Consider the following 25,017-nt stretch of genomic DNA (forward strand, 5'->3'; position numbering starts at 1 on the left):
CCACCGGCACACGTGTATCCCCAGAGTAGTTATGCGTGGTACGGGTGGGAAGAGGGGGGCCCTCACCTGTTGTACGGTGCGAGATCCGCCCGTTGCAGTACGTAGTCGCTCAGCGGGACGTAGCAGCTCGGCGCGGAGCCGTCCTCCAGCGGGACGACCACCTCGACCAGGCCGTCCGCCTCGGCCGCGAACGGGGCGACGTCGTTGCAGTCCGCGATGCCGCCGGCCGGGATGCCGAGGCGGCCCGCGCCGCACAGCCAGCCGTGGTCGCCCAGCACCAGGTCGGGCGGGCGGTGGCCGGCGTCGGCGAGGGCGGTCAGGGCGAGCCGGACCGGCAGCGGGGAGTGGGTGTGCGCGAGGTCGCCGGGGCCGGGGCGGCCGGGGCCGTCCGGGCCGTCCAGGGCGCGCGTCACCAGCACGCCGTCGAGCACGTCGAGGTAACGGGGGCGCTCGCCCTCGGGGGTGGGCTCGCGGAAGCGCGTGCCCCGCGCGGGGGTGTGCACGGTGCAGCCGGCCGCTTCGAGCGCCTCGGCCAGCGCGCGGTGGAAGCCCGCCAGCTTGTTCGGGTGGCCGGTGCCGGCCAGCACGCTGCCGCGCCGGTCGGCGGTGCGGCGCAGCAGGGCGGCGAGCCGGTCCAGCGCGTCGAGGGTGCGGTCGGGGTCGATGGAGTCGGCGCCCTCGGTGTGGCGCGGGTCCGGGTTCACGCCGACCCGCTCGACCATCAGCGCCAGCACGGCGGCCTCGTCGCGGCGGGCGGCGGGGCCGAGGCCCATCAGGGACCTCGGGTCGCCCTGGGCGAACAGCCGGTAGTGCCGGAGGTTGTTCTGCCGGGGGGTGGGGACCTCGGGGCCGGCCAGCCGGTGCTTGACCAGGTAGGCGCGGAGCTCGTCGCGGGCGCTCACGGGATCAGCCCGTGGTGCGGCAGGACGGCCCGGCGGGTGGCCAGGATGGCCTGGTCGAGGCGGTCGGCGGGGTCGTAGCCGCCGTCCTGGAAGTCGGACCAGCGCGGGGTGGCGCCGTCGGTCATCCGCAGCGGTGCGGGGCGGCGGGTCAGCCGGTAGGTCTCGGCGCGCCAGGACTCCGGGGTCTCGGTGGCCGGGTCGACGGGGTGGCCGGCGGCGGTGGCGACCAGGTGCGTCCAGGCGCGGGGGACCACGTCGACCACCGCGTAGCCGCCGCCGCCGGTGGCGATCCAGCGGCCGCCGGCGTGCTCGTGGGCGAGCCGGTGGACGGCCTCGGCGACGATCCGCTGGGCGTCGACGGTGACGGCGAGGTGGGCGAGCGGGTCCTCGACGTGGGTGTCGGCGCCGTGCTGGCTGACGATCACCTGCGGGCGGAACGCGGCCAGCAGCTCCGGCACCAGCGCGTGGAAGGCGCGCAGCCACCCGGCGTCGCCCGTCCCGGCGGGCAGCGCGAGGTTGGCGGCGGAGCCCCCGGCGTCCGGCCCGCCGGTCTCGGTGGCCCAACCGGTCTGCGGGAACAGCGTGCTGGGGCTCTCGTGCAGCGAGACGGTCAGCACCCGGGGGTCGTTCCAGAACGCCTGCTGGACGCCGTCGCCGTGGTGGACGTCCACGTCGACGTAGGCGACCCGCTCGGCGCCGAGCTCCAGCAGCCGGGCGATGGCCAGCGCCGGGTCGTTGTAGACGCAGAAGCCGGACGCCTGCCCGGGCATCGCGTGGTGCAGCCCGCCCGCGAAGTTGACGGCGTGCGGGGTCTCGCCGCGCCAGACCGCCTCGGCGGCGGCCACCGACTGCCCGGCGATCAGCGCGGAGGCGGTGTGCAGCCCGGGGAACGCCCAGTTGTCGTCCGTCCCCAGCCCGTGCGCGAGGTCCGTCGCGGACGGGTCGGCGGCGGCCCGCTTCACCGCGTCGACGTACTCGGCGGTGTGCACCAGCCGCAGCGTCGACTCCCCGGCGGGCGGTGCCGAACGCATCGTCACGGACGGCCGGTCGGTCAGCCCGAGCGCCTCGACCAGTCGCATCGTCAGCGCGAGCCGGGTCGGGTCCATCGGGTGGCCGGGTCCGAAGTCGTATCCGGTCTCGGCCTCGTCCCAGAACAGGTGCAGTCCGCAGGAGGTGTCCGCCATGCCCCACACCGTATCGGTGGCGGCCCCGGCGCCGGTCGCGCCGCCCCCGGCACGAGTGCGCACCCAAACGGACAGATCCGATCACGGATCTAATGGGGATGATCCATTAACTCGTCGGATTCTCACGGCCCGTACCGGGCTTGGTGCGGAGCGTAGTCACCGTGTTACGTTCTGCGTCATCCGAAGCGAAAAAGTTTCGCCCCGGCGGTGCGCCAACACCCCGGGGCATGACACAGGAGTTCTCACCCCTCCCATGCGAGTTCATCGTAGCGCGTCGAAGCGCAACTTCACGGTTCTCTCCAACTCTCTGCTGCAGGACCGCGGGCTGAAGTGCGCCGAGCGCGGCCTCCTCACCTTCCTGCTCTCCCTCCCCGACAACGTGCGGATGACCGCCGCGGACATCGCCGGCCACACGCAGGACAGCCTCTACCTCATCCGGAAGTCCCTCCGGGGGCTGACCGCCGCCGGGTACTACAAGGTCGCCAAGGTCCGGATCGAGAAGGGGCGGATCATCTCCGTCCAGCACGTCACGGACACTCCGCACCAGTTCGGACCGGGTGTCGAAGGTCCGGTATCCGGTCCGGCCCCCTCCCTAAAGACAAAGAAACCAGGGAAAGAAAAAACCTCCCTCCCGCCCCTCCCGTCTGAACCTGAACCACTCGCGCGCGAGCACGCGCAGGCCCCGCCGGGCGCACCCGGGCCCGCACCCGCCCGGGTGCCCGGGCCCCGCCGGGCCCCGGTCGACGAGCGGACCAGGCAGGCCGGCGACCTGCTGCTCCGCGTCGTCCGCCCGCAGCCCATGCTCCGGATCGGCGAGCTGGAGGCCCTCCGGCTGGCCCCGCTGGTCCTCGAATGGCTCGACCGCGGCTGCACCGAGGCCATCCTCGCCGCCGCGCTCCTCACCGGCCTCCCGACCCTGGTGCACAACCCCGCCGGGCTCCTGCAGCACCGCCTGACCGAGAAGCTCCCGCCGTCGCTCGCGACCGCCCCGCCCGCCCCCGCCCACCGCTGCGCCGACTGCCAGCGGCCCGCCGCCCGCCCCGGGATCTGCCCGGACTGCCGGCAGGCCAAGGACAGCCCCGCCTACAGCGGGGCTACCCACGCCCGCCCCGTCCGCGCGGCCCGCTGAACCGCACCCCACCGAAAGCACGGCACCCGTATGCCCGAATCCCTCTCGATCACCGAAGCCCGCGCCCGCCTCGGCCGGCTGACCCGCCGCGTCGCCGACACCCGCGACCGCGTCACCCTCACCGTCCACGGCCTCCCCGCCGCCGTCCTGGTCAACCCCCGCCAACTCGCCGACCTGGAAGCCACCCTGGCCTGGTACCGCACCCGCCTGCCCTCCCAGCACCCCCCGACGGCCCCGGACCACGACCCGACCGCCCCGGACCACGACCCGACCGCCTGAGGCCGGGTCAGGCCGGGCTGTCCGCCAGGGCGGGCCGTGCGGCCGGGGCCGGGGCGAAGTGGGGGGCGAGCGGGAGGATGGCCAGCACCAGGAGCATGGGGGCGCAGAAGGCCCAGCGGTAGTCGGAGAGTTCGGCGAGGGTGCCGACCAGCGGGGAGCCGATCAGGAAGCCGACGTAGTTGAACAGGTTGAGGCGGGCGACGGCGGCGTCGCTGGCGTGCGGGAGGAGCCGGCCGCCGGCCGCGAAGACCTGGGGGATGATCGCGCAGATGCCGAAGCCGAGGACGGTGAAGCCGAGGATCCCGGCCCAGGCGCCGGGGGCGAGGACGGCGATCAGGAAGCCGGCGGCGGCGACGGCGGTGCCGGTGCGGACCACCGGGAGGACGGTGAAGCGCTGGACGGCGCGGTCGCCGACCGAGCGGCCGAGGAGCATCGCGACCATGTAGCCGAGGTAGGAGAACTTGGCGAGGTCCTCGGGGCTGTGCAGGCCGTCGGTGAGGTACTTGACGCTGTAGTTGGAGACCGAGGCGTCCGCGATGTAGGCGAAGGCCATCACGGCGCACAGCGGCAGCAGCGGCTTCCAGGGGATCCGGCGGGCGGCCAGCGCGGCGGCCTCGCGGACGGCGTCGCCGAGTTCGGCGGGCCCGGCGAACCAGCGCCCGGCGACGAGCGCGGCGGGGACCAGGACGGCCGCGGCGCCGCCGAAGAGCAGCGGCAGCCCGGTGTCCCAGTGGGCGCCGGCGGCGGCGAGCGCGGCGCCGACGATGCCGCCGAGGCTGAACGCGGCGTGGAAGCCGATCATGATGCTGCGGCCGTAGCGGTGCTGGAGGCCGACGCCCAGCATGTTCATCGAGGCGTCCAGGGCGCCCACCAGGAGGCCGAACAGGCCGAGGGCGAGGGCGAGTTGCCAGAGCCGCGTGCCGAGGCCGGTGAGCGCCAGGGTGAGGCACAGCGCGGGCTGGACGACCCGCAGGACGCCGCGCGCGGTGGTGCGCTTGACCAGCGTCTCGGAGGTGATCGAGCCGACGCCCGCCAGGATAGGGACGGCGGCCAGGAAGACCGGCAGCAGGCCGTCGCTCAGGCCGTAACGTTTCTGCATGTCGGTGATGCAGGTGACCAGCAGCGCGAAGGTGGTGCCCTGGAGGAAGAACGAGACCGCCAGCGCGGCCCGGGCCCGCCGCAGCCGGGGGGCGGGTTCGGCCGGGGCCGTGCTGACCTGCATCGGGACCTCGCTCACCACCGACGCTACCGGCCGGTACGCAACTGTTGGGCAGAGCGTAGGCGGTCGGCGGCGCCGGCGGGAGGGGTGCGACGGGATCAGTTCGGCAGCAGCGCGATCGCGTCCGGCAGCGCCCCGAGCAGGCCGGTCGCGCCCGCCGAGGTGAGCTTGGCCGGGTCGGTGAGCGCCGCGTACCCGTACACGTCCATGCCGGCCGCGCGGGCGGCCAGCACGCCGTTGCGGCTGTCCTCCAGGACCAGGCAGCGGGCCGGGTCGACGCCCATGGTGCGGGCGGCGTGCAGGAACAGGTCGGGGGCGGGCTTGCCGACGCCGACGTCCTGGGCGGAGAACAGCAGGTCGTCGGTGAAGTAGCCGGACAGGCCGGTGAGCCGGTGCGCGGTGCGGATCCAGGAGTGGTGCGCCGAGGAGGCCACGCAGTAGCGGAGGCCCTGCTCCCGGAGGTGGCCGAGCAGTTCCGCCGCCCCGGCGACCGGCCGCAGTTCGGCCTCGAAGGCGGCGAACACCCGGTCGTGGAACAGGTCGTCGAAGCCGTCCGGGAGCTTCGCCCCGTACCGCTCGGCGATCACGTCGTGCACGGTGTGCGCGGCGGTGCCCATGAAGTCCCGGTAGGAGTCCTCGGTGCTGGTGGGGTAGCCGAGCTCGGTCAGGTACTCGGCGAGCACCCGGTTGGAGATCGGCTCGCTGTCCACCAGCACGCCGTCGTTGTCCAGGATCAGCAGGTCGTAGCTCACGGGGTCGCTCATGCCGTCCGAGCCTACTTCCCGCCGCCGGCCAGCTCCCGGGAGCGGTCCCGGGCGGCCTCCAGGGCGCCGAGCATCGCGGCCCGGACGCCGTGGTTCTCCAGCTCGCGGATGGCCGCGATGGTGGTGCCCGCCGGGGAGGTGACGGCCTCGCGGAGCTTGACGGGGTGCTCGCCGGAGTCGCGCAGCATCACCGAGGCGCCGATCGCGGACTGCACGATCAGCTCGTGCGCGACCTGCCGGGGCAGGCCGAGCAGGATGCCCGCGTCGATCATCGCCTCGACCAGGAAGTAGAAGTACGCGGGGCCGGAGCCGGACAGCGCGGTCGCGGCGTCCTGCTGGCTCTCCGGGACGCGCAGCGCCTTGCCGACCGAGCGGAAGATCGCCTCGGCCCGGAGCAGGTGCGCCTCGGCGGCGTGCGAGCCGCCGGAGATCACGCTCATGCCCTCGTCGACCAGGACGGGCGTGTTGGGCATCACCCGGACCACCGGCGTGCCGGGGGCCAGCCGCTCCTCGAACCAGCTGGTGGGGATGCCGGCGGCGGCCGAGACGACCAGCTTGTCGGCGGCGACGTGCTCGGCCAGCTCGTCCAGCAGGGTGCCCATGTCCTGCGGCTTGACCGCGAGGATCAGGGTGTCGGCGAGCTTGGCGGCCTCCGCGTTGGTGACGACGGTGACGCCGTGGCGGTCGGCCAGCTCGGTGGCCCGCTCGGCCCGGCGGGCGGTGACCAGCACGTCGGCGGGCGAGGTGCCGGCCCGCAGCAGGCCGGAGAGCAGGGCCTCGCCGATCTTGCCGGTCCCGAGGAAGGCGATCTTCTGGCCGGCGGTCGTGGTGTCGCTCATGGGCCCCTCCGTGCACTGCGGTTGCGGTTCCTGCGCGCCATCTTGCCCCGGCAGGCACCCGCCCCGGCGGAGGTGTCCACCCTGCGGGCGCGGGGCGGCGGCGGGCCCGCGCCGGGCCGGCGGCGGATTCAGCCCAGCTCGCGGTCGGGGACCACGCCGAGGACGAACGCGCCGTCCCGGACCAGCTCCTCGGTGACCCGCACGCCGGTGAGCCGCTCGGCCAGCGCGAGCAGGGCCGGCTCCGGCCCCGCTCCCCCGCCGGGCTGCACGCCGTCCGCGTCCGGCTCCGCGCCGGCCACCGCGCGCGGCTCGCCGTCCCGGTAGTGCCGGAAGCGCCCGGCCGGCCCGTCGCCCCCGCCGCCGCCGTGCTGCACCGCCTCGCCGCCGCCCCGGGAGAGCGCGGCGAGCCGCCCGCCGTCCACCCCGGCGCCCCGGTCGAGGGCCAGCAGCAGCGTCCAGTCGCCGCCGTCGCCGGGGACGGCGAGCGCGCCGACCGTGTACGAGTCCTCGTCCGGGTCCTCCAGCCAGGCGTAGAGCTCCTGTTGGCAGTCGAAGACGTCGTCGACGCCGTCGCCGAAGCCCTGCGGGACGGCGCCCAGCAGCTCCAGCACCTCGTCCGGGGTGCGGCCGCGGACCAGGGTGAGCGAGTAGCCGGAGTCCCGCAGGTCGGGGAACCAGGAGGAGTCGGCGGTCCAGGCGTAGTCGTGCGCGGTCGGCGTCATCCGTCCATTGTGGCCGGGCGGCCCGCTCCCGTAGGGGGAATCTCAGGGGCCCCGGCTCTGGATTCCGGCGCCCGGCGGGAGGACCGTGGAGACATGGGAAACGGAGAGTTGTCAGGACGCGAGAGCCGCCAGGTCGCCGTCGCCGCGGCGACGCTCGGACCGTGGCGGACGGCCGCGACGGTGGGCACGGTGGTCGGCGGGGCCGCGCTCGCGGTCGAGGTGTTCACCCTGGACTGGTCGTTGGACATCCTGTCCTTCCCGGTCAGCCTCGGCCTGTTCGTGTCGTTCCTGGTCGGCACGGTCGGCGGCCGGCTGCGCGGCGGCGAGCGGCGGCTGCGCCGCTGGGCGGACGCCCACCCGTGGCAGTCGGTGCTGCCGGCCGCCGGCGCGCTGTGGGGGCTGGACACCCTGGTGCTCTGGCTGCTGGGCGACCACAGCCTGCTCGGGGCGCTGTTCACCGCGCTGCTGCCGGCCGCCGCGCTGCTCGCGGTGGCGGGCGTGGTGGGCTCGGTGAAGGCCGCCCGCAAGGGCTGACGGAACCTCACGTTTCCCCCCGTTGCCGGGGGCGTCGTCGGTGGACGACATAATCCCCGCCGTGCCGACGACAGACGAGCCGGGTCCGGGGTCCTCCGGGCCCGGCCGAGACGACGACCCCTTCGAGGGGCTGGTGCTGGACGACGAGTTCGTCCGGTCCGCGACGAACAAGGAGGCGTCCGGGCGGGCCCGGATGCTGACCGAGCGGTGGAAGAAGGACCCGCCGCCGGAGAACGAGCCGTGGCGCCCCGCCACCGTCGTCCGGCTGGACGACCGCCGCTCCCGTTGGCACCGCCGCCGGCAGCGGCGGTCGATCCGCCCGCGCCGGCCGTTCCGCCCCGGTCTGGGCAGCGCCCTGGCGCTGCTGCTGGTGCCGGTCCTGGTGCTGGTCGGCCTGGCCTCGCTGGGCGACGGCTCGACGCTGCCGCAGAAGTCCTCCGCGCTGCCCGCCCTGGGCGCCGAGACCGCCCCGCCGAGCAGCGCCCCGCCCACCCTGGCGCCCGAGGTGCCGACCCCCGAGCGCCCCTGGGCGGGCGCGCCCGCCGAGTCCTGGCCGAACGGCGCGGACGGCATCGGCATGCCCACGGAGACGCCGGCCACCGGCGCGTTCGGCGCCCGGCAGGTCGCCGCGAACCTGGAGGCGGTGAAGGCGTACCTGGTCGCCAGCAACCTCGACCCGGAGGTGCTCTCCGGTTCGACCGCGCGGCCCGCCCTCGACCTGCTGGACGAGCAGAGCGCGGCGGACCTCTCCAAGGCGCTGGAGCACCCGACCACCGAGGACGACCCGGCCTCCTGGCTGAGCCGCTTCGACCCGGCCTGGGCGGTACCGGTCACCGACCAGGTCAAGGTGCAGGGTTCGGTGACCTTCGAGGGCGACGGCGAGAACGGCATGCTGGTGCACACCGACGTCACCTACGTGTACGCGCTGCGCCCCGGCCCGGACGCGGGGAAGACCGCCGCCGGCGGCGCGAAGCCCGCCTCCTGGGCGCAGGCGGACCACAGCCGGGAGGTGGCCCGGGAGATCGTCCGCCGCTCGCAGGACTTCCGGTTCTACGACCCGGAGCGCTTCAAGGTGACGCCCGGGAAGCCGGTGCTGGGCGAGGGCAGCAGCGAGTTCGGCAACAACCGGTGCGAGATGGGCTCCGGCTTCCTGGAGCCGGAGTTCGACTTCATGCGGGCCCCCGCGGCCGGCCCGACGCCGAGCGGGCCGGAGAGCGACCCCTACGACCGGACCAAGCCGCTGCGCACCGACGGGGAGTGCGGGCGGATCAGCCGGACCTGACCGGCCGTCAGGACCGCCGCCGGGCCGCCTTGCGGGCGTCGCGCTCCGCCTTGGCGGCCCGGCGGCGGTGCCAGACCGCGCTCTCCTGGTCGTAGGCGGCGCGCTTGAGGCCCTCGCCGGGGGCCTCGACCAGGCTGCGGGCGAAGTAGGCGGCCAGCGCCCCGGTGAAGCCGATCAGCCAGACCCCGGCCAGCGACTTCTCCTCGGCCATCCAGCCGCTCAGCGCGTCCTTGCCCTCGGTGAGGATCTTCCAGTTCCGCAGGCCGGCCAGCGCCGAGCAGACGCCGATGGCCAGCATCAGCAGCAGCGAGAGCGGGGCCGCCTCGGAGAGCCGGACGCCGGAGACGCCCAGCCGCAGCGCGAGCGCCCCGGCGGCGGTGGCCGCCAGGGCGCCGAGCGAGACCGCGGCGCGGCGCAGCCAGTAGCCGGCGCCGCGCTCGACCCAGCTGGTGCCGAACCAGCGGATCGGCTGGGGGGCGGGAGCCCCGTCCGCGGTGGTGGTGGGGCTCGTCGAACCCGTCGTACTCGTCGTACTCACGGTCCGATTATCACCGCGCTCGGGGGCCGCCCCGGGGAGCAACGCGCCTCAGCCGAGCTTGGAGACGTCCCGGACGGCGCCCTTGTCGGCGGAGGTGGCCATCGCCGCGTACGCCTTGAGCGCGGCCGAGACCTGGCGGTCGCGGTTCTTCGGGCGGTAGCCGCCCGCGGCCTCCAGCGTGAGCCGGCGCTCGTGCAGCTCCTCGAAGGAGACGTCCAGGCTGATGGTGCGGGCCGGGATGTCGATGGTGATCGAGTCGCCGTCCCGGACGAGGGCGATGGCGCCGCCGGAGGCGGCTTCCGGGGAGATGTGGCCGATCGAGAGGCCGGAGGTGCCGCCGGAGAACCGGCCGTCGGTGATCAGCGCGCACGCCTTGCCCAGGCCGCGGCCCTTCAGGAACGAGGTCGGGTAGAGCATCTCCTGCATGCCCGGGCCGCCCTTGGGGCCCTCGTAGCGGATGACCACCACGTCGCCCTCGGTGATCTCCTTGCGGAGGATCTTGTCGACCGCCTCGTCCTGCGACTCGCAGACCACGGCCTTGCCCCGGAAGCGCCAGATCGACTCGTCGACGCCCGCGGTCTTCACCACGCAGCCGTCCTCGGCGATGTTGCCGTACAGCACCGCGAGGCCGCCCTCGACCGAGTAGGCGTGCTCGACGCTGCGGATGCAGCCGCCCGCGGCGTCGGTGTCCAGGGTGTCCCAGCGCTCGGACTGGCTGAACGCCTCGGCGGAGCGGACGCAGCCGGGGGCGGCGTACCAGAGGTCGACGGCCTCCTCGGAGGCCGAGCCGCCGCGGACGTCCCAGGTCTTCATCCACTCGGCGAGCGAGTCGGAGTGCACGGTGTGCACGTCCTCGTGCAGCAGGCCGCCGCGGTACAGCTCGCCGAGGATGGCGGGGATGCCGCCGGCCCGGTGCACGTCCTCCATGTAGTACGAGCCGTTCGGGGCGACCTTGGACAGGCAGGGCACCTTGCGGGAGATGCTGTCGATCACCCGCATGTCGAAGTCGACCCCGGCCTCCTGGGCGGCGGCCAGCAGGTGCAGGATCGTGTTGGTGGAGCCGCCCATCGCGATGTCCAGCGCCATCGCGTTCTCGAACGCGGCGCGGGTGGCGATGTTGCGCGGCAGCACGGACTCGTCGTCGCCGCCGTAGTAGCGGTTGGTGATCTCGACGACGGTGCGGCCGGCCTGCTCGTACAGGGCGCGGCGGCCGGTGTGGGTGGCCAGCAGCGAGCCGTTGCCGGGCAGCGACAGGCCGATCGCCTCGGTCAGGCAGTTCATCGAGTTGGCGGTGAACATGCCGGAGCAGGAGCCGCAGGTCGGACAGGCGTTCTCCTCGATGATCGAGATGTCGGCGTCGGAGACGTTCTCGTTCACCGCCTGGGAGATCGCGTCGACCAGGTCGAGCTTGCGGACGGTGCCGTCGACCAGGGTGGCCTTGCCGGCCTCCATCGGGCCGCCGGAGACGAAGACCGTCGGGATGTTGAGGCGCAGCGCGGCCATCAGCATGCCGGGGGTGATCTTGTCGCAGTTGGAGATGCAGATCAGCGCGTCGGCGCAGTGCGCGTTGACCATGTACTCGACCGAGTCGGCGATCAGGTCGCGCGAGGGCAGCGAGTACAGCATGCCGTCGTGGCCCATCGCGATGCCGTCGTCGACCGCGATGGTGTTGAACTCGCGCGGGATGCCGCCCGCCTGCTTGATCGCCTCGGAGACGATCCGGCCGACCGGCTGCAGGTGGGTGTGGCCCGGGACGAACTCGGTGAAGGAGTTGGCGACCGCGATGATCGGCTTGCCGAAGTCCTCGCGGGCTACGCCCGCGGCGCGCAGAAGGGCGCGCGCGCCCGCCATGTTGCGACCCTGGGTGACCGTGTTGGACCTCAGCTGGGGCATCGTTGCCGCTCCTTCAGGAGACTTTCGGGATCCGTCGAGCCTACGCCCGCGCCGCCCGGATCCGGACACCGTGTCCGCCATGCGGTCAACCCGGGCACCGCGCGCGGACACCGGCGACCGGCCCCCGGCTACGGCCTGGGCAGCACGAAGACGTCCAGCTGGTACGGCTCGACCACCAGCCCGTCCGGGAACTCGGCGAGCAGCGCCTCCCGTTCCGCCGCCAGCACCGGGGCCCGCTGCTCCGGCTCCAGCACCGCGAAGTACGAGCGGGAGGTCAGGTCGTCGACCAGCTGGTCCACCGGGATGGTCCGCTGCCAGCGCAGCCGCGCGGTGCGCACCTCCAGGCCGGAGGCCGTCAACGCCTCGGGCCTGCTGTTCCCCCGACCGGTGTGCTGGTAGCTGGGCAGCGCGGCCCGCAGCCGCTCCTGCTGGGCGGCCAGCCAGGGCACCTGGAGGTCCTTCACGTTCCACCACACCGCGAGCGCGCCGCCCGGGCGCAGCACCCGCACCGCCTCCGGGATCGAGCGCTCCGGGTCGGTCCAGTGGAACGCCTGGGCGTACGTCACCAGGTCCACCGAGGCGTCGTGGAACGGGAGTTCGTCGCCGGTGGCCTTCACCACCGGGATCCCCGGGCTGACCTCGCGGAGCACCGCGGCCATCCCCTCGCTCGGCTCGACCGCGACCACCCGGGCGCCGCGCCCGGCCAGCAGCCTGGTCGCGATGCCGGTGCCCGCGCCGACGTCCAGCGCGTCGGCGCCGGCCAGCGGGCGGCCGGTCAGCCGCTCCAGCTCGTCGAAGAGCGCGTCCGGGTAGGACGGCCGGGCGGCCTGGTACTGCGCGGCCACCGGGCCGAAGGAGTAGGCGTGCGCCTTGGTGTCGTACATCGGGTCGTGCTCCCCCGTCGTCGTTCAGGACCAGGCGCGCGAGCTGAGCACCAGGTGGTAGCCGTCCGGGTCGCGGACGGTGACGCCGTGCTCGTCCCAGTACGGGTTGTGCGCGGCGACCCGGGTGCCGCCGGCCGCGACCAGCCGGTCCACCAGGGCCTCGTCCACCGGCCCGCCGAGGTACAGCACGAACAGGTCGTCGACCGTCGGCGTCGGCTCCAGCGGGCGCTCCGGGTCCCGGGTCAGCTCGAAGTGCCAGCCGCCGCCGGGGAAGCCGACCATCACCAGGTCGTGCTCGCCGGGGACGCGCTCGGTGGTGCGCCAGAGCACCGACAGGCCCAGGCCCTCGGTCCAGAACCGCTCGGCGGCGGCGAGGTCGCGGGAGGGGCGGGCGTGCCGGACGTGGAGGGACGGGCCGGGCACCGGGAGGTCGGGGTTCGCATCGGTCACGGTTCGCACTCTAGGCACGAACGGCCGCCCGGCGCACGCGCTTTGGCGGCCCGGCGGTCAGCTTCCCGGCCGGACCGTCGCCAGGTGCAGCCGGGTGAACGCCAGCGCCTCGGCGAGGTCCGCCTCGCGCTCCTCGGCGCCGCCCGACTTGCGGGTGTTCACCTCCAGCACCACGTGCCCCTGGAAGCCGGTCCTGGCCAGCCGCTCCAGCAGCTGCGCGCACGGCTGCTTTCCGCGCCCCGGGATCAGGTGCTCGTCCTTCCCCGACCCCGACCCGTCCGCCAGGTGCACGTGCGCCAGCCGGTCGCCCATCCGGTCGACCAGCTCGAACGCGTCCGTCCGGGACGTCGCCGCGTGCGACAGGTCGACGGTGAAGTGCCGGTACTCCTCGTCCGTGACGTCCCAGCCCGGCGCGTACGCCAGCACCTCGCGGTCCCGGTAGCGCCACGGGTACATGTTCTCCACCGCGAACCGGACGTCCGTCTCGCCCGCCATCCGGTTCACCCCCGCCACGAACTCCTTGGCGTACTGCCGCTGCCACCGGAACGGCGGGTGCACCACCACGGTGTCCGCCCCCAGCCGCTCGGCCGCCCGCCGGGCCCGCACCAGCTTCGTCCACGGGTCGGAGCCCCACACCCGCTGGGTGATCAGCAGGCACGGCGCGTGCACCGCCAGGATCGGCACCCCGTACGCGTCGGAGAGCCGGCGCAGCGCGTCCACGTCCTGGCTGACCGGGTCGTTCCAGACCATCACCTCGACGCCGTCGTACCCCAGCCGGGCCGCCAGCTCGAACGCCGTCTCCGTCGTCGACGGATAGACCGACGCGGTCGACAGCGCCACCTTGGTGTCCGGCACGTGCAGCGCGGGGTGCGGCGGCGGCAGCACCGGCCGCTCCAGCTTCCGCCGCGCCGCCCTGGCGGCCCGCGCCGCCTTCGACGGCAGCGGGCCGCGCCGCGCCTTCCGGTCGTCCGCTGTATCCGCCACGCGAACCAGACTAAGTCAGACCGGCGCGGAGCCGGCGGCGCGCGGCGGCCCCGGCACCGGCGCTACGCCTCGATCGCGACCCGGTTCTCCTGCCCGTCCATGGTGTCCAGCCGCCGCAGGATGATGCCCTCGCGCAGGGCCCACGGGCAGATGTCGAGCTCGTCCAGGCCGAAGAGGTCCATCGCGGCGTCGGCGACCAGCGCGCCGGCCAGCAGCTGGCGGGCCCGGCCGAGCGAGACGCCGGGGATCTGGGCGCGCTCGGCGGGGGTCATCGCGGCGAGCCGGGGCAGCCAGGCGGAGAGACCGGACCGGGTGAGCCTGCGGGGGACCCGGACGCCCGCGCCCTCGGGGGCGGCGCCGGTCATCCGGGCGAGCTGCTTGAAGGTCTTGGAGGTGGCCACCGAGTGGTCCGGCGGGCCGAGCCGGGCGATGTCGCCGACCGCGCCGGCGATCTCGGCCCGGATGTGCCGGCGCAGTTCGCGCAGGTCGCCGGGGTCGGCGATCTCGCCGGGCAGCCGGGAGGTGAGCCGGCCGGCGCCGAGCGGGAGCGAGGTGGCGACGTCGGGCTGCTCGTCGAGGCCGCAGGCGATCTCCAGCGAGCCGCCGCCGATGTCGAGGTTGAGCAGCCGCCCGGAGGACCAGCCGAACCAGCGGCGGACCGCCAGGAAGGTCAGCCGGGCCTCGTCCTGGCCGGACAGCACGGTGAGCGCGACGCCGGTCTCCTCCTCGACCCGGCGCAGCACCTCCTCGCCGTTGGCGGCCTCCCGGACGGCGGAGGTGGCGAACGGCAGCAGGTCGACGACGCCCTTGTCCTCGGCGACCCGCAGCGAGGAGGCCACCATCGAGACCAGCCGCTCGACGCCGACCGCGCTGATCGCCCCGTCCTCCTCCAGCAGCTCGGCGAGACGCAGTTCGGCCTTGTGGGAGTAGGCGGGCAGCGGGGCCGCGCCGGGGTGGGCGTCCACCACGAGGAAGTGGACGGTGTTGGAGCCTACGTCGAGCACACCGAGTCGCATAACCGTCCAACCTAGCCCAACCCGGTGACCTGCCGGGATACGAACGGTGTCAGAGCATTCCGTCCCAGAGCTGCTCGACGATGACCGCCCACCAGTTCTCCGGGTCGCGCAGCGCCGTCCGGTCGAGTCCGGCCAGCGCCCACTGGAACCGGGCGACGGCCGGTCCGGCCTGCTCGGGGGGCAGGTCGAGCAGGGCGGGGCGGTGCTCGGCGAGCAGCGCCAGGCAGCGGGTGAAGGCGGTCAGGTCGGCGTTGCAGTAGCGGGCCTCGCAGGTGTCGGGGTCGACGGCGCGGACCCGGCCCTGGGCGGTGTCGACGGTGAGCAGCGCCCAGCCGTCGGTGCCGATCAGGCGCTGGCCGAGCAGCGCGGCCCGGGCGGCGGCGGTGGCCCGGCGGCCCCGGCCGAGCCCGGCCAGGTACTCGGCGAGGTCGGGCAGCGGCGGGGCGGCCTGCTCGGCGATGCCGTCGGCCTCGGGCAGGTGCAGGGCGAAGAAGCCGGGCAGCTCGCGCGGCAGGCCGACCCGCTGGAGCGGGCGGGAGAACTCCTCGGGCAGGTCGGCGGCCAGCGTCTGGGCCTGCTCGAAGCGGTGCGTGCCGTCCTCGCCGAACAGCGCGGCCAGCCGCTTGCCGAGGCCGGTCTCGTCCTCGGGCTGGGCGGGCGGCACCGAGGTCGGCAGCGGCACCCGGTTGTAGCCGCCGCGGCCGCGGGCCACCAGGGCCCGGACGGCGGCCGCCCGGTGGTCGTGGCGCGGCCCGTACGGCTGCTCGAACTCCAGCCGGACGCCGGGCAGCCGGTCGGCGACGGCCTGCTCGGAGTAGCTGCCGGGCAGCATCGACAGCCGCAGGTCGGTGCGGAGCGAGACCAGCCGCTCGGCCGGGACGCCCTGCGCGTCGAGCTGCTCGCGGGCCAGCAGCGCGGGGTGCGGGCGGCCGTGCGCGGAGCGGACGGTGAGCGACCGCGGCCGGTCCTGCTCGTCCAGGTAGCCGAGGGTGGCCCGGGTGCCGGGGCCGGTGACCGGCGGCCGGGACGGGTCGTGGCTGCCGGCGCCGAGCCGGTCCCGGTGCAGCTGCTCGACCACCGGGACCGGGACGGACGGGTAGACCACGAGTTCGCCGGTGGCCCGGTCGACCACGGCGCAGGCCGCGCCGATCTCCTCGGGGGCCCGGCGGGAGCCGGTGAGCGGGTCGGTGAGCAGCGGCGCGGGCTCCGGCCAGAGCACCCAGCCGAGGTCGAACTCGTGGCACCTGACCGGCCGCGCCCCCTCCTGCGGGAGGTCGCCGTTGACCCAGCGGTGGGCGGTGGCGAGGGCCTGCTCGCGGGTGATCATCGGCTGGTGCTCCCGGTGGTGGTGCGGTGGATGGTGAGCCGGGAGCGCGGCGGTGCGGGCTCGTCGGGGGCGTCGCCCGCCCCGGCTTCCCCGGCCTCCCCGGCGGGCGCGCCCACCAGCGCGGGCTCCGGCTCCGGCTCGGGCGCCGGGGCCTGGGCGGCGGCCGGGACGGCGACGGTCGCGGGCAGCGGCGCCGTCAGGTCGATCGGCCGGTCGGCGGCGTCCACCGCGATCGCCCACAGGCCGTGGTCGGCCGGGTAGAGCGGGGTGGCCGCGGCGTAGCCGGTCTGGTGGTCCAGGTAGCTGAGCACGCCCTTGTGGTTGACGGCGTTCCAGGTGTGCGAGCGGCCGAACCCGTCGACGGTGAGCAGCACCGCGCGGGTGCCGGTGCCGTGGGCGAGCAGGGCCTGGCCGAGCCTGCCGTGGGCGTCGGCGCCGTCGCCGAGGTCGAGGAAGCGGGTGCCGAGTTCGAGCTCGGCGCGGTCGCGGCCGCCGCGCTCGCCGGCCGGGCCGTCGGGCAGCCGGGGCGCGGCGCAGGTCGGGACGCCGCCGAGGGTGTCCACGGCGGACAGCGCCACGTCCACGCAGTTGTTGGCGCGGCCGCTCTGGGCCGGGCCGCCGCCGTTCAGCACCTCGATCCACTCGCCGACCATCGGGTCCGGCGCGGGCACCGGGGTGCGGCGGACCGCCTCGGCCTGGTGCGCCGGGTCGACCGGGCCGAGCCCGCCGGGCAGGCCGTACGGGCGGCTGTCGGCGAGGGTCCGCTCGCGCTCGGCGGCCGGCAGCGGGCCGAGCTGCCCGCCGCGCCGGCCGTTGGCGATCAGCAGCCAGGCGGCGGACGCCTGGCCGGGGTGCACCGGCACGCCCTGCTCGTCGGTGCCGGACTGGCGCCGCAGGTCGCCCAGCGGCTCGTAGGGGCCGCGCACCGGGCCACCGGGCGCGTGCTGGCCGATCCCGCCGCCGCCGATCGGCGCCACCGGGCCGGTCGCCACCGGGCGGCCCGCCACCGGGTGCTGGCCGACGCCGACCACCGCGGCCGCGCCGCCGGGGGCACCGGCCGCACCGGGGGCGCCGACGCCGCCGCCGACCGGGCCGCCCACCGGACCGGTCACCGGACCGGCCGCGCCGCCCGCGCCGGGCGCGCCGGGAACGGGCGCCGCACCGCCGGGCGCGGCCCCGACCGGGCCGCCCACCGGGCCCGCGCCGACCACCGGGCCGCCCACCGCGCCGCCACCGCCGGCCGGGAGGCCGCCGCCGACCGCGCCGCCGCCACCGCCGCCGACCGGGCCGAGCTGGAACGAAGAGCCGCTGGAGGAGGCCGACCCGGCGTAGGACGACCCCGGGTCCGGGGCGTGGTGCCCGCCGCCGCCACCGCCGCCGACCGACGACCAGATGTCGCCGCCCACCAGCGGCGGGGCGCTCGGCGCGGGCGGCGCCGCCACCGAGTCGACGTGCACCGACAGCGGGCCGCGCGCCGGCGGCCGGTAGTCGTCGTCCGGGTACGGGACGCCGCCGCCCCCGCCACCGCCGCCCTGGTACGCGGGGCTGGACGCCCCGGCGTACGAGGAGCCGCCCGAGGAGCTGTGCGCGTTGCCGTACGCGTTGCCGGAGTTGTTCTGGTAGCCGCCCTGCTGGTTGCCACCGCCACCGCCACCGCGGTGTCCGCCGTTGTCGGCCGGGGCCGGGGCGGGCTGCGGGTGGTCGCCGCCGAGCGCGCCCTGCACGACGGTCTCCACCGGCGCGGTGACCGGGTCGAGCAGGCCGCCGAGCGGGCCGCCGCCGCGGCCGCTCTGGTTGCCGGCCTGCCAGTCGTTGCCCTGGCCGTTCTGGTTGCCCTGGCCGTGGCCGTTGCCGTTGCCGTGGCCGTTGTTGTCGTGGCCGTTCTGGAACGGGCCGCCGCCGTGCTGCTGGCCGTCCGCCACCGGGACCGGCTTGCCGTCGGCGCCGAGCAGGTCGAGCGGGCGGCCGTCCGCGCCGAACTGGACGATCTGCCCGTTCGGGCCGACCGCGCGGCCGGAGGCGTCGACCGTGACCGGCTGGCCGTCGGTGCCCGCCAGCAGGTGGCCCTTCGGGTCGGTGACCAGGGCGGCGACCGGGTGGCCGTCGAGCGTGGTCATCACCGGGTGGCCGTCGGTGCCGAGTTCGGGCTGGCCGTTGTGGCCGAGCGCCAGCATCAGGCCGGTGCCGATCAGCGCGCCGCTCAGGCCGACCAGCAGCGGCTGGCCGTTGCTGCCGAGCAGCGGCTTGCCGCCCTCGTCCATCGCGACGCCGCTGACCGGGGTGCCGTCCTTGGTCACCAACTGCTGGGTGCCGTCCGGGCCCTGGGTGACGGTCAGGTTCTCGACACCCTTGACCCGCTGGCCGTCCGGGCCGACCAGCACCGGGTTGCCGTTGCGGTCGGTGCGCACGGTGCCGTCGGCCTTCAGGTCGGCGTGCACCTGGGCGACCGAGGCCACCTCCACCGCGCCGGCCACCCCGGCCTTCGCCAGCACGCCGGTGACCTGCCCGGAGCGGGCCGCCATCGAGGTCTCGCGCCGCTCGCCGTGCAGGCCCCGGCCGTCGGCCTGGGCGATCCGCTCCAGCGCGACCAGCGGCGGCTCCTTGGCGAGCGACTTGGCGGCCTCGCCCATGTCCCGGCCGAGCTGCTCCAGCAGCTGGCCGATCTTCACCTTGGCGTGCTCGACCGCGGCCAACTCGCCCGCCTCGGCGGCGACTTCCTTCACCGCGCCGACGACCGCGCCGACCGCGCCGGTCACCAGGCCGCCCAGTCCGGTGGTCATCTGCTGGCCGGCCGAGGCGATGTCGGCCTTGGCCTTCGCCTCGGCCGCGTCGGCCGCCCGGATCTTCTCGGTCAGCTCGGTGAGCACCGCGATGATGTCGGCCTTCGACTGGTCGGCGACCCCGGCCGCCTTGTCCAGCGCCGCGGCCACCAGCGCGGCGGCCGCCGCCGCGTCGTCCAGCTGGCCGCGCCCGCCGCCGCTGAACTGCCGCCAGTGGTCGGCGAACGCCTCCACCGCCGGGCCCTTGTTCTCCCCGGAGACCCGCTGCGCGGACGCCGCGCCGCGGGTCACCAGGGCGTCCGCCTCCGAGCCGAACTCGCGCCACAGGGCGGCCGCCCGGCGCAGCCCGTCCTCGTCCGCCTGCGGCCACGCGTGGCCGGTCCGCGCCAGCGCGGGGGCTAGTTCCTCCGGCAGGTTCCTGGACACGTGCTCCCCCTTCAGGTGGTACGGCAGGTGGTACGGCTCGGCGCGCGCGGCGGCCCGCCCCGTGGTCTGACTGCGGTTCAGGCCCGGCCGGTTGCGGCCGGGCGGTTCGCCGAGGGCGCGGTGAAGTCGGCACTGATCTCCTGATCGGTGCGCTCGCTGCTGTCCGCCATCGTGTGCAGCCCCTGCCCGACGCGGCCCAGCCGCTCCGACAGCCCCTGCAACCCGGCCAGCGCGCCCTCCCGGGCCTCGCCGTACGCGGCGCCGAACGGCTTCCCCGGCTCGTCCGGGCCCCACGGCGCGCCGAGCGCCGCCAGCCCGCTCTCCAACTGCTTCGCCGCACTGCTGAACTCGTCCGAGATCTTCTCGAACTCCCGTCCCTCGCCGTGGAGTTCCCACGACCGGATGACGATCTCGTCGCCCATCTGCACTCCCCCGTGCAAGGGCGCTCACGCGCCCGACCTACCGGCTGGGCCATCCTAGAACCACACCCCGCCGACGCCGACCGGCCTGCGGCCGTTTTCACAGCCGTTTCACCTTCGTCCGCCCGCCGAAACGGTTTCAACCGCCCCAATCGCGACGAACCACCGGCAATGCCGCGCCGCCGCACCCCCGGACCGTCCGGCCCAGGCCATACCCTTACCGGGTGGCAGCAGCTGACAGCACCAAGAGCAAGAAGACCAAGAAGCCCGCCGGGGCCCCGAAGTCCCCGAAGTCCGAGGGCACCGTCGTCGACCTGGCGATGCCCGCCGTCCGCGAGGTCGCCCTCGACTTCCCGCGCGCCTGGGTCGAGTTCACCGACCCCGCCGACGAGGACCAGGTGTTCCGCTGCGACCTCACCTGGCTCACCTCCCGCTGGGGCTGCATCTTCGGCAAGGGCTGCCACGGCATCCAGCCCGGCCGCGGCGCCTCCGACGGCTGCTGCACCCTGGGCGCCCACTACTCCGACGAGGACGACGAGCAGCGCGTCGCCGAGCACGCCGCCCGGCTCACCCCGGACATCTGGGAGCACCACGCCGAGGGCACCGACGCCAAGGGCCGGATCCGCCGCGACGGCGGCATCACCATGTTCGACGAGGACGGCGACCGGCAGACCCGCCGGGTGAACGGCGCCTGCCTCTTCCTGAACAGCCCCGGCTTCCCCGGCGGCGCCGGCTGCGCGCTGCACGTGCTCGCCCTGCGCGAGGGCCTGGAGCCGCTGCGGACCAAGCCGGACGTCTGCTGGCAGCTCCCGGTCCGCCGCACCTACGAGTGGATCGACCGCCCCGACGACACCCGCTACCTCCAGGTCTCCATCGGCGAGTACGACCGCCGCGGCTGGGGCCCCGGCGGCCACGACCTGCACTGGTGGTGCACCGGCTCCCCCGAGGCGCACAACGGCCCGGACCCGGTCTACGTCTCCTACCGCCCCGAGCTCACCGAGCTCATGGGCCCCGCCGCGTACGCGGCCCTGGTCGCCTTCTGCGAGGCCCACGACCCCCGCCTCGCCCCGCACCCGGCGGACCCGGCGGGCCGGTAGGCCCGACCGGGCCCGGCGGGCCGGCTACTTGTCGATGTCCCCGACCACGAAGAACATCGACCCCAGGATCGCCACCATGTCCGCCACCAGCGTCCCCGGCAGCAGCTCGGTCAGCGCCTGGACGTTGTTGAAGGACGCCGAGCGCAGCTTGAGCCGCCACGGCGTCTTCTCGCCGCGCGAGACCAGGTAGTACCCGTTCAGCCCGAGCGGGTTCTCCGTCCAGGCGTAGGTCTCGCCCTCGGGGGCCTTGAGCACCTTGGGCAGCCGCAGGTTGACCGGCCCGGCGGGCAGCTCGGCGAGCCGGTCGAGGCAGGCGTCGGCGAGGTCGAGCGCGTTGCCGGTCTGCTCCAGCAGGCACTCGAACCGGGCCAGGCAGTCGCCCTCCTCGCGGACGGCCACCTTCAGGACGTCCCGCAGCTCCCCGTACGCGAGGTAGGGCTCGTCCCGGCGCAGGTCGAAGTCGACGCCGCTGGCCCGGGCGATCGGGCCGCTGACGCCGTACGCGTGGACGTGCTCGCGGGAGAGCACGCCGACGCCCGCGGTGCGGCCGCGGAAGATCTCGTTGCCGAGCACCAGGTCCTCGAAGACCGGCAGCTGCCCGCGGACCACGCCGACCGCGCGGCGGACCCGGCCGAGCCAGCCCGCCGGGAGGTCCTCCTTGAGGCCGCCGACCCGGTTGAACATGTAGTGCATCCGGCCGCCGGAGGCCTCCTCCAGGACGTGCTGGAGCTCCTCGCGGCCGTTGAAGGAGTGGAAGATCGGCGTGATGCCGCCCAGTTCCAGCGGGTAGGAGCCGAGGAACATCAGGTGGTTGAGCACCCGGTTCAGCTCGGCCAGCAGGGTGCGCAGCCAGACCGCCCGCTCGGGCACCTCCATGCCGAGCATCCGCTCGACGGCCAGCACCACGCCCAGCTCGTTGGCGAACGCGGACAGCCAGTCGTGCCGGTTCGCCAGCATGACGATCTGCCGGTAGTCGCGGGCCTCGAAGAGCTTCTCCGCGCCGCGGTGCATGTAGCCGATCACCGGCTCGGCGCTGGTGATCCGCTCGCCGTCGAGGACCAGCTTCAGGCGCAGCACGCCGTGCGTGGACGGGTGCTGGGGGCCGATGTTGAGCACCATGTCGGTGCTGCCGCCGTCGCCGGGGAGCGTCTGCGCGCCCGGGCCGATGCCGACCGTGGTCTCCGTCATGGCCGTCGCCTCCTTCTACGAGGGGAGAGTCTGCCATCCCGGCAGGCCCGCGAGGTCGTCCGGTACCGGCATCCGGACGGCCTGGACCAGCCAGTGGAACGCGCCCAGCCCGGCCGGGTCGGTCAGCTCGGCGGCCTCCCCCGCGCCGGACAGCGCCCGCAGGTACGCCGCCGGGTCGGCGGAGGCCAGCGCGAGCGGCGGCCGGGCCCCGCTGACGCCGAGCGCGCGCAGCGCCGCGCGCTGGGTGGTGAGCAGCGCCGGGTGCCCCGGCGCGGCGGCCGCGTCGAGCGCGACGTGCGCGGTCAGGTCGGTCGAGCCGTCGGGGACGGGCGCGCACTCGCGGCCGGCCCGGAACCCGGTCAGGGTGCCGAACGGCGGCCGGGCGGCGGCCGTGTGCGCGTAGTCGGCGGCCACCGCGAGGCCGCCCGCCAGCGCGCCGACGGCGGCCGCCCAGGCGGCGTCGCGCGGCCCGCCCAGCTCGACCCGCTCGCCGTCCGGCCACCAGCGGCGGGCCCAGGCCGCGTCCGCCGGGTCGAGCGGCCCGCCGGGCCGCTCGGTGCCGTCCGGCGCGACCTCGACGTACCGCAGCGCGCCGTCCGGGCCGCGCTCGGCGACGTCCAGCGGGACGTTGTCCAGCCACTCGTTGGCGAACAGCAGGCCGCGGACCCCGGCGGGCGGCTCGGCCCGCCAGTCGACCCCGGCGGGCAGGCCGGCCGGGCGGTCGGCCAGCTCGACGGCGTACAGGTCCACCCGGTCGCGCAGGCCGGCCGGCAGCAGACCGCGCACCGCCAGGGTGAGCTCGCCGCGCCCGGCGCCGACGTCGACGAAGGCCAGCCGCTCCGGACGGCCGAGCGCCGCGTCGACCCCGGCCAGCAGCCGGACCACCGCCCCGGCGAACAGCGCGGAGGCGTGCACGGAGGTGCGGAAGTGCCCGGCGGGCCCCTGCGGCCCGCGGTAGAAGCCGCCGTCCGGCCGGTACAGGGCGTGTTCGATCGCGGGCCGCCACCGCATCCAGGTCATGGCGGACGACGTTACCCGGATCCCCGGCACCCGGATCCCGGCATCCACCCTGGGGAGTAGCCCCGGATCGGCCTCGCGGCGGAGCGGAACGCCCCTTCGGACTCCCTAGGCTTGGAGGCGTGCATCGACTCAACGCCTGGCTCCGCCGACATCCCATGATCGTCGACTCCGCCTGGGCGCTGCCGGTACTGATGCTCGGCGTGCTCGCCGCCGTCGAGTCGTCCGGCATGCCGGACTACCCGATGCCCTCCTGGAAGCACTACACCGGCATCGCGGTCGCGTGCGTGGTGCCCGCCCTGATGGTGGTCCGCCGCCGCTGGCCGGACGCCACCACGGCGGCCGCCGTGGCGGTCGGCCTCGGCCAGGTGGCGTTCCGGATCGAGCCGGGCGGCTCCAGCATCGCGTTCCTGGTCTTCGCCTACACCGGCGCCGCGTTCGGCCACGCCTGGACGTCCCGGCTGGCGCTGGCCGCGAGCCTGGTCGCCGGCCCGCTGACGCTGTGGCGGCTGACGCCCCCGCCCGAGCGCGGGGACGGCTACAAGGCGGTGTTCCTGGCCGCCCTGATGACCACCCCGTTCGTGCTCTGCTGGGCCTGGGGCCGGCTGACCCGGGTCCGCCGCGCCTACCTGGTCGAGCTGGAGGACCGGGCCGCCCGGCTGGAGCGCGAGCGCGACGCCCAGGCCCAGGTCGCGGTCGCCGCCGAGCGCGCCCGGATCGCCCGCGAGCTGCACGACGTGGTCGCGCACAACGTCTCGGTGATGATCGTCCAGGCCGACGGCGCCGCGTACGTGCTGGACTCCTCCCCGCAGCAGGCCAAGGAGGCGCTCGGCACCATCGCCTCCACCGGCCGCCAGGCGCTCGCCGAGATGCGCCGCCTGCTGGGCGTGCTGCGCACCGCCGACACGGCCGGCGAGTACGTGCCGCAGCCCGGCGTCGAGGAGCTGCCCGAGCTGCTGGAGCAGGTCCGCACGGCCGGCCTGCAGGTCGAGTACGCCGCCACCGGCGAGGTCCGCGAACTGCCCCGCGGCCTGGAGCTCACGGTCTACCGGATCGTCCAGGAGGCGCTCACCAACGTCCGCAAGCACGGCGGCCCGAACGCCCGGGCCAGGGTCTCCGTGGACTTCCGCGACGGCGACCTGGAGGTCCTGGTCGAGGACGACGGCCGCGGCTCCACCCACGAACAGCTCACCGGCGGCACCGACGGCCTCGGCCACGGCCTGATCGGCATGCGCGAGCGCGTCGGCATGGTCAGCGGCAGCCTCGACGTCGGGCCCCGGCCCGGCGGCGGCTTCCGGATCAGGGCCGTGCTGCCGCTCAAGGCCTCCCGCTGACCCCGACGTCCCGCTGACCCGCTGAGCCGACCCCGACGAAGGAGACCCGACCCCTATGCCGATCCGCGTGATGCTGGTCGACGACCAGGAACTGCTGCGCACCGGCTTCCGGATGGTCCTGCAGTCGCAGGGCGACATCGAGATCGCCGCCGAGGCGGGCGACGGCCAGCAGGCCGTCGAGGTGCTGCGCACCGCGGAGGTCGACGTGATCCTGATGGACGTCCGGATGCCGCGGCTGGACGGCGTCCAGGCCACCCGCCGGATCTGCCTGGACGAGCACGGCAACCCGGTCGAGAACGCCCCCCGGGTGCTCATCCTCACCACCTTCGACCTGGACGAGTACGCCTTCGCCGCGCTCAAGGCCGGCGCGTCCGGCTTCCTGCTCAAGGACGTCCCGCCGACCGAGCTGGTGGCCGCGATCCGCTCGGTGCACGGCGGCGACGCGGTGGTCGCGCCCACCACCACCCGCCGCATGATCGACCGCTTCGCCGAGGTGCTGCCCACCCCCGCCAGCACCCCCGGCTCCACCGTCCTCGGCCCGCTCACCGACCGCGAGCGGGAGGTCTTCCTGCTCGTCTCCCAGGGCCTCTCCAACGGCGAGATCGCCGCCCGGCTGGTCCTCTCCGAGGCGACCGTCAAGACCCACGTCGGCCGGATCCTCGCCAAGCTCGGCCTGCGCGACCGCGTCCAGGCCGTCGTCCTCGCCTACGAGAACGGCCTCGTCCGGGCCGGCGAGACCCCCTGACCGGCGGCCCGGGGCGGAAACGCCCGTACCATTGACCGGTACGTCTGGTACCCCTAGAGGACTGG

General features: G+C 75.3%; 24 protein-coding genes. 7 read left to right on the forward strand and 17 right to left on the reverse strand.

From position 1 onward, the window contains the following. Positions 1 to 62: 62 nt before the first annotated feature. Together KSE_RS16660 and KSE_RS16665 are read right to left on the reverse strand one after the other, a co-directional pair. Positions 63 to 902 (reverse strand): phosphatase, encoded by an 840-nt coding sequence (locus tag KSE_RS16660; protein ID WP_014136489.1) that lies wholly within the window; start codon positions 900 to 902, stop codon positions 63 to 65. Beyond that, entirely contained in the window at positions 899 to 2,086 is a 1,188-nt protein-coding gene (locus tag KSE_RS16665; RefSeq protein WP_014136490.1) for an acetoin utilization protein AcuC, read from the reverse strand. The genes KSE_RS16660 and KSE_RS16665 overlap by 4 nt, the downstream gene beginning before the upstream one ends. Before the next feature lie 253 nt (positions 2,087 to 2,339). On the opposite strand from KSE_RS16665, the gene KSE_RS42165 reads away from it, so the two are divergent. Continuing rightward, on the forward strand, positions 2,340 to 3,215 hold the full coding sequence (locus KSE_RS42165) for a hypothetical protein (RefSeq protein WP_014136491.1): 876 nt from the start codon (positions 2,340 to 2,342) through the stop codon (positions 3,213 to 3,215). A 30-nt stretch (positions 3,216 to 3,245) separates the two neighbouring features. Continuing rightward, positions 3,246 to 3,494 (forward strand): type II toxin-antitoxin system Phd/YefM family antitoxin, encoded by a 249-nt coding sequence (locus tag KSE_RS16675; RefSeq protein ID WP_014136492.1) that lies wholly within the window; start codon positions 3,246 to 3,248, stop codon positions 3,492 to 3,494. 7 nt (positions 3,495 to 3,501) lie between these two features. Here the strand turns inward: KSE_RS16675 and KSE_RS16680 are convergent, their stop codons facing one another. The 4 genes from KSE_RS16680 to KSE_RS16695 form a co-directional block, all read right to left on the reverse strand. Next, positions 3,502 to 4,716 carry an MFS transporter gene (locus tag KSE_RS16680; protein WP_014136493.1) on the reverse strand — a complete coding sequence of 405 codons (1,215 nt, stop codon included), beginning with the start codon at positions 4,714 to 4,716 and terminating at the stop codon, positions 3,502 to 3,504. A gap of 95 nt (positions 4,717 to 4,811) precedes the next feature. After that, on the reverse strand, positions 4,812 to 5,465 hold the full coding sequence (locus tag KSE_RS16685) for an HAD family hydrolase (RefSeq protein ID WP_014136494.1): 654 nt from the start codon (positions 5,463 to 5,465) through the stop codon (positions 4,812 to 4,814). A 23-nt stretch (positions 5,466 to 5,488) separates the two neighbouring features. Continuing rightward, positions 5,489 to 6,316: a pyrroline-5-carboxylate reductase gene (gene proC / locus KSE_RS16690; RefSeq protein ID WP_014136495.1), complete on the reverse strand. Its 828-nt coding sequence runs from the start codon at positions 6,314 to 6,316 to the stop codon at positions 5,489 to 5,491. A 128-nt stretch (positions 6,317 to 6,444) separates the two neighbouring features. Next, positions 6,445 to 7,038, reverse strand: a complete 594-nt coding sequence (locus tag KSE_RS16695) for a DUF6461 domain-containing protein (protein ID WP_014136496.1) — start codon at positions 7,036 to 7,038, stop codon at positions 6,445 to 6,447. A 93-nt stretch (positions 7,039 to 7,131) separates the two neighbouring features. Here KSE_RS16695 and KSE_RS41205 point away from each other — a divergent pair, with 93 nt between their 5' ends. Next, complete coding sequence (locus KSE_RS41205; RefSeq protein WP_014136497.1) at positions 7,132 to 7,572, forward strand: hypothetical protein; 441 nt, start codon at positions 7,132 to 7,134, stop codon at positions 7,570 to 7,572. Positions 7,573 to 7,633: 61 nt separating this feature from the next. After that, positions 7,634 to 8,854, forward strand: coding sequence for an SCO2583/SCO2584 N-terminal domain-containing protein (locus KSE_RS16705; protein WP_014136498.1), 1,221 nt, complete (start codon positions 7,634 to 7,636; stop codon positions 8,852 to 8,854). Between the two features lie 7 nt (positions 8,855 to 8,861). On the opposite strand, the gene KSE_RS16710 is transcribed toward KSE_RS16705, so the two are convergent. From KSE_RS16710 to KSE_RS16750, 9 genes are all read right to left on the reverse strand, one after another. Next, positions 8,862 to 9,392 (reverse strand): hypothetical protein, encoded by a 531-nt coding sequence (locus tag KSE_RS16710; protein ID WP_014136499.1) that lies wholly within the window; start codon positions 9,390 to 9,392, stop codon positions 8,862 to 8,864. A gap of 48 nt (positions 9,393 to 9,440) precedes the next feature. Next, complete coding sequence (ilvD, locus tag KSE_RS16715) at positions 9,441 to 11,285, reverse strand: dihydroxy-acid dehydratase (RefSeq protein ID WP_014136500.1); 1,845 nt, start codon at positions 11,283 to 11,285, stop codon at positions 9,441 to 9,443. Positions 11,286 to 11,413: 128 nt separating this feature from the next. Continuing rightward, positions 11,414 to 12,169 carry a class I SAM-dependent methyltransferase gene (locus KSE_RS16720; protein ID WP_014136501.1) on the reverse strand — a complete coding sequence of 252 codons (756 nt, stop codon included), beginning with the start codon at positions 12,167 to 12,169 and terminating at the stop codon, positions 11,414 to 11,416. A gap of 24 nt (positions 12,170 to 12,193) precedes the next feature. Then, positions 12,194 to 12,619, reverse strand: a complete 426-nt coding sequence (locus tag KSE_RS16725) for a VOC family protein (protein ID WP_014136502.1) — start codon at positions 12,617 to 12,619, stop codon at positions 12,194 to 12,196. Between the two features lie 57 nt (positions 12,620 to 12,676). Continuing rightward, positions 12,677 to 13,504: a sugar phosphate isomerase/epimerase family protein gene (locus tag KSE_RS16730; protein ID WP_014136503.1), complete on the reverse strand. Its 828-nt coding sequence runs from the start codon at positions 13,502 to 13,504 to the stop codon at positions 12,677 to 12,679. 161 nt (positions 13,505 to 13,665) lie between these two features. Continuing rightward, positions 13,666 to 14,619, reverse strand: coding sequence for a Ppx/GppA phosphatase family protein (locus tag KSE_RS16735; protein WP_014136504.1), 954 nt, complete (start codon positions 14,617 to 14,619; stop codon positions 13,666 to 13,668). A 49-nt stretch (positions 14,620 to 14,668) separates the two neighbouring features. Beyond that, on the reverse strand, positions 14,669 to 15,946 hold the full coding sequence (locus KSE_RS16740) for an SUKH-4 family immunity protein (protein ID WP_014136505.1): 1,278 nt from the start codon (positions 15,944 to 15,946) through the stop codon (positions 14,669 to 14,671). Beyond that, a complete protein-coding gene (locus tag KSE_RS16745; protein ID WP_014136506.1) occupies positions 15,943 to 19,152 on the reverse strand; it encodes a toxin glutamine deamidase domain-containing protein in 3,210 nt (1,069 codons plus the stop codon). The genes KSE_RS16740 and KSE_RS16745 overlap by 4 nt, the downstream gene beginning before the upstream one ends. 77 nt (positions 19,153 to 19,229) lie before the next feature. Then, positions 19,230 to 19,574: a WXG100 family type VII secretion target gene (locus KSE_RS16750; protein WP_014136507.1), complete on the reverse strand. Its 345-nt coding sequence runs from the start codon at positions 19,572 to 19,574 to the stop codon at positions 19,230 to 19,232. Between the two features lie 221 nt (positions 19,575 to 19,795). Here KSE_RS16750 and KSE_RS16755 point away from each other — a divergent pair, with 221 nt between their 5' ends. Next, a complete protein-coding gene (locus KSE_RS16755; RefSeq protein WP_014136508.1) occupies positions 19,796 to 20,668 on the forward strand; it encodes a hypothetical protein in 873 nt (290 codons plus the stop codon). A 24-nt stretch (positions 20,669 to 20,692) separates the two neighbouring features. Here the strand turns inward: KSE_RS16755 and KSE_RS16760 are convergent, their stop codons facing one another. Together KSE_RS16760 and KSE_RS16765 are read right to left on the reverse strand one after the other, a co-directional pair. Next, a complete protein-coding gene (locus tag KSE_RS16760; RefSeq protein WP_014136509.1) occupies positions 20,693 to 21,856 on the reverse strand; it encodes an NADH-quinone oxidoreductase subunit D in 1,164 nt (387 codons plus the stop codon). 15 nt (positions 21,857 to 21,871) lie between these two features. After that, on the reverse strand, positions 21,872 to 22,876 hold the full coding sequence (locus tag KSE_RS16765) for an SAM-dependent methyltransferase (RefSeq protein ID WP_014136510.1): 1,005 nt from the start codon (positions 22,874 to 22,876) through the stop codon (positions 21,872 to 21,874). A gap of 119 nt (positions 22,877 to 22,995) precedes the next feature. Here KSE_RS16765 and KSE_RS16770 point away from each other — a divergent pair, with 119 nt between their 5' ends. Beyond that, positions 22,996 to 24,207: a sensor histidine kinase gene (locus KSE_RS16770; protein ID WP_033259058.1), complete on the forward strand. Its 1,212-nt coding sequence runs from the start codon at positions 22,996 to 22,998 to the stop codon at positions 24,205 to 24,207. A 55-nt stretch (positions 24,208 to 24,262) separates the two neighbouring features. Further along, a complete protein-coding gene (locus KSE_RS16775) occupies positions 24,263 to 24,952 on the forward strand; it encodes a response regulator transcription factor (RefSeq protein WP_014136512.1) in 690 nt (229 codons plus the stop codon). Positions 24,953 to 25,017: the final 65 nt, after the last annotated feature.

Origin of the sequence: Kitasatospora setae KM-6054 (assembly GCF_000269985.1) — a bacterium.
Taxonomy (GTDB): Bacteria; Actinomycetota; Actinomycetes; order Streptomycetales; family Streptomycetaceae; genus Kitasatospora; species Kitasatospora setae.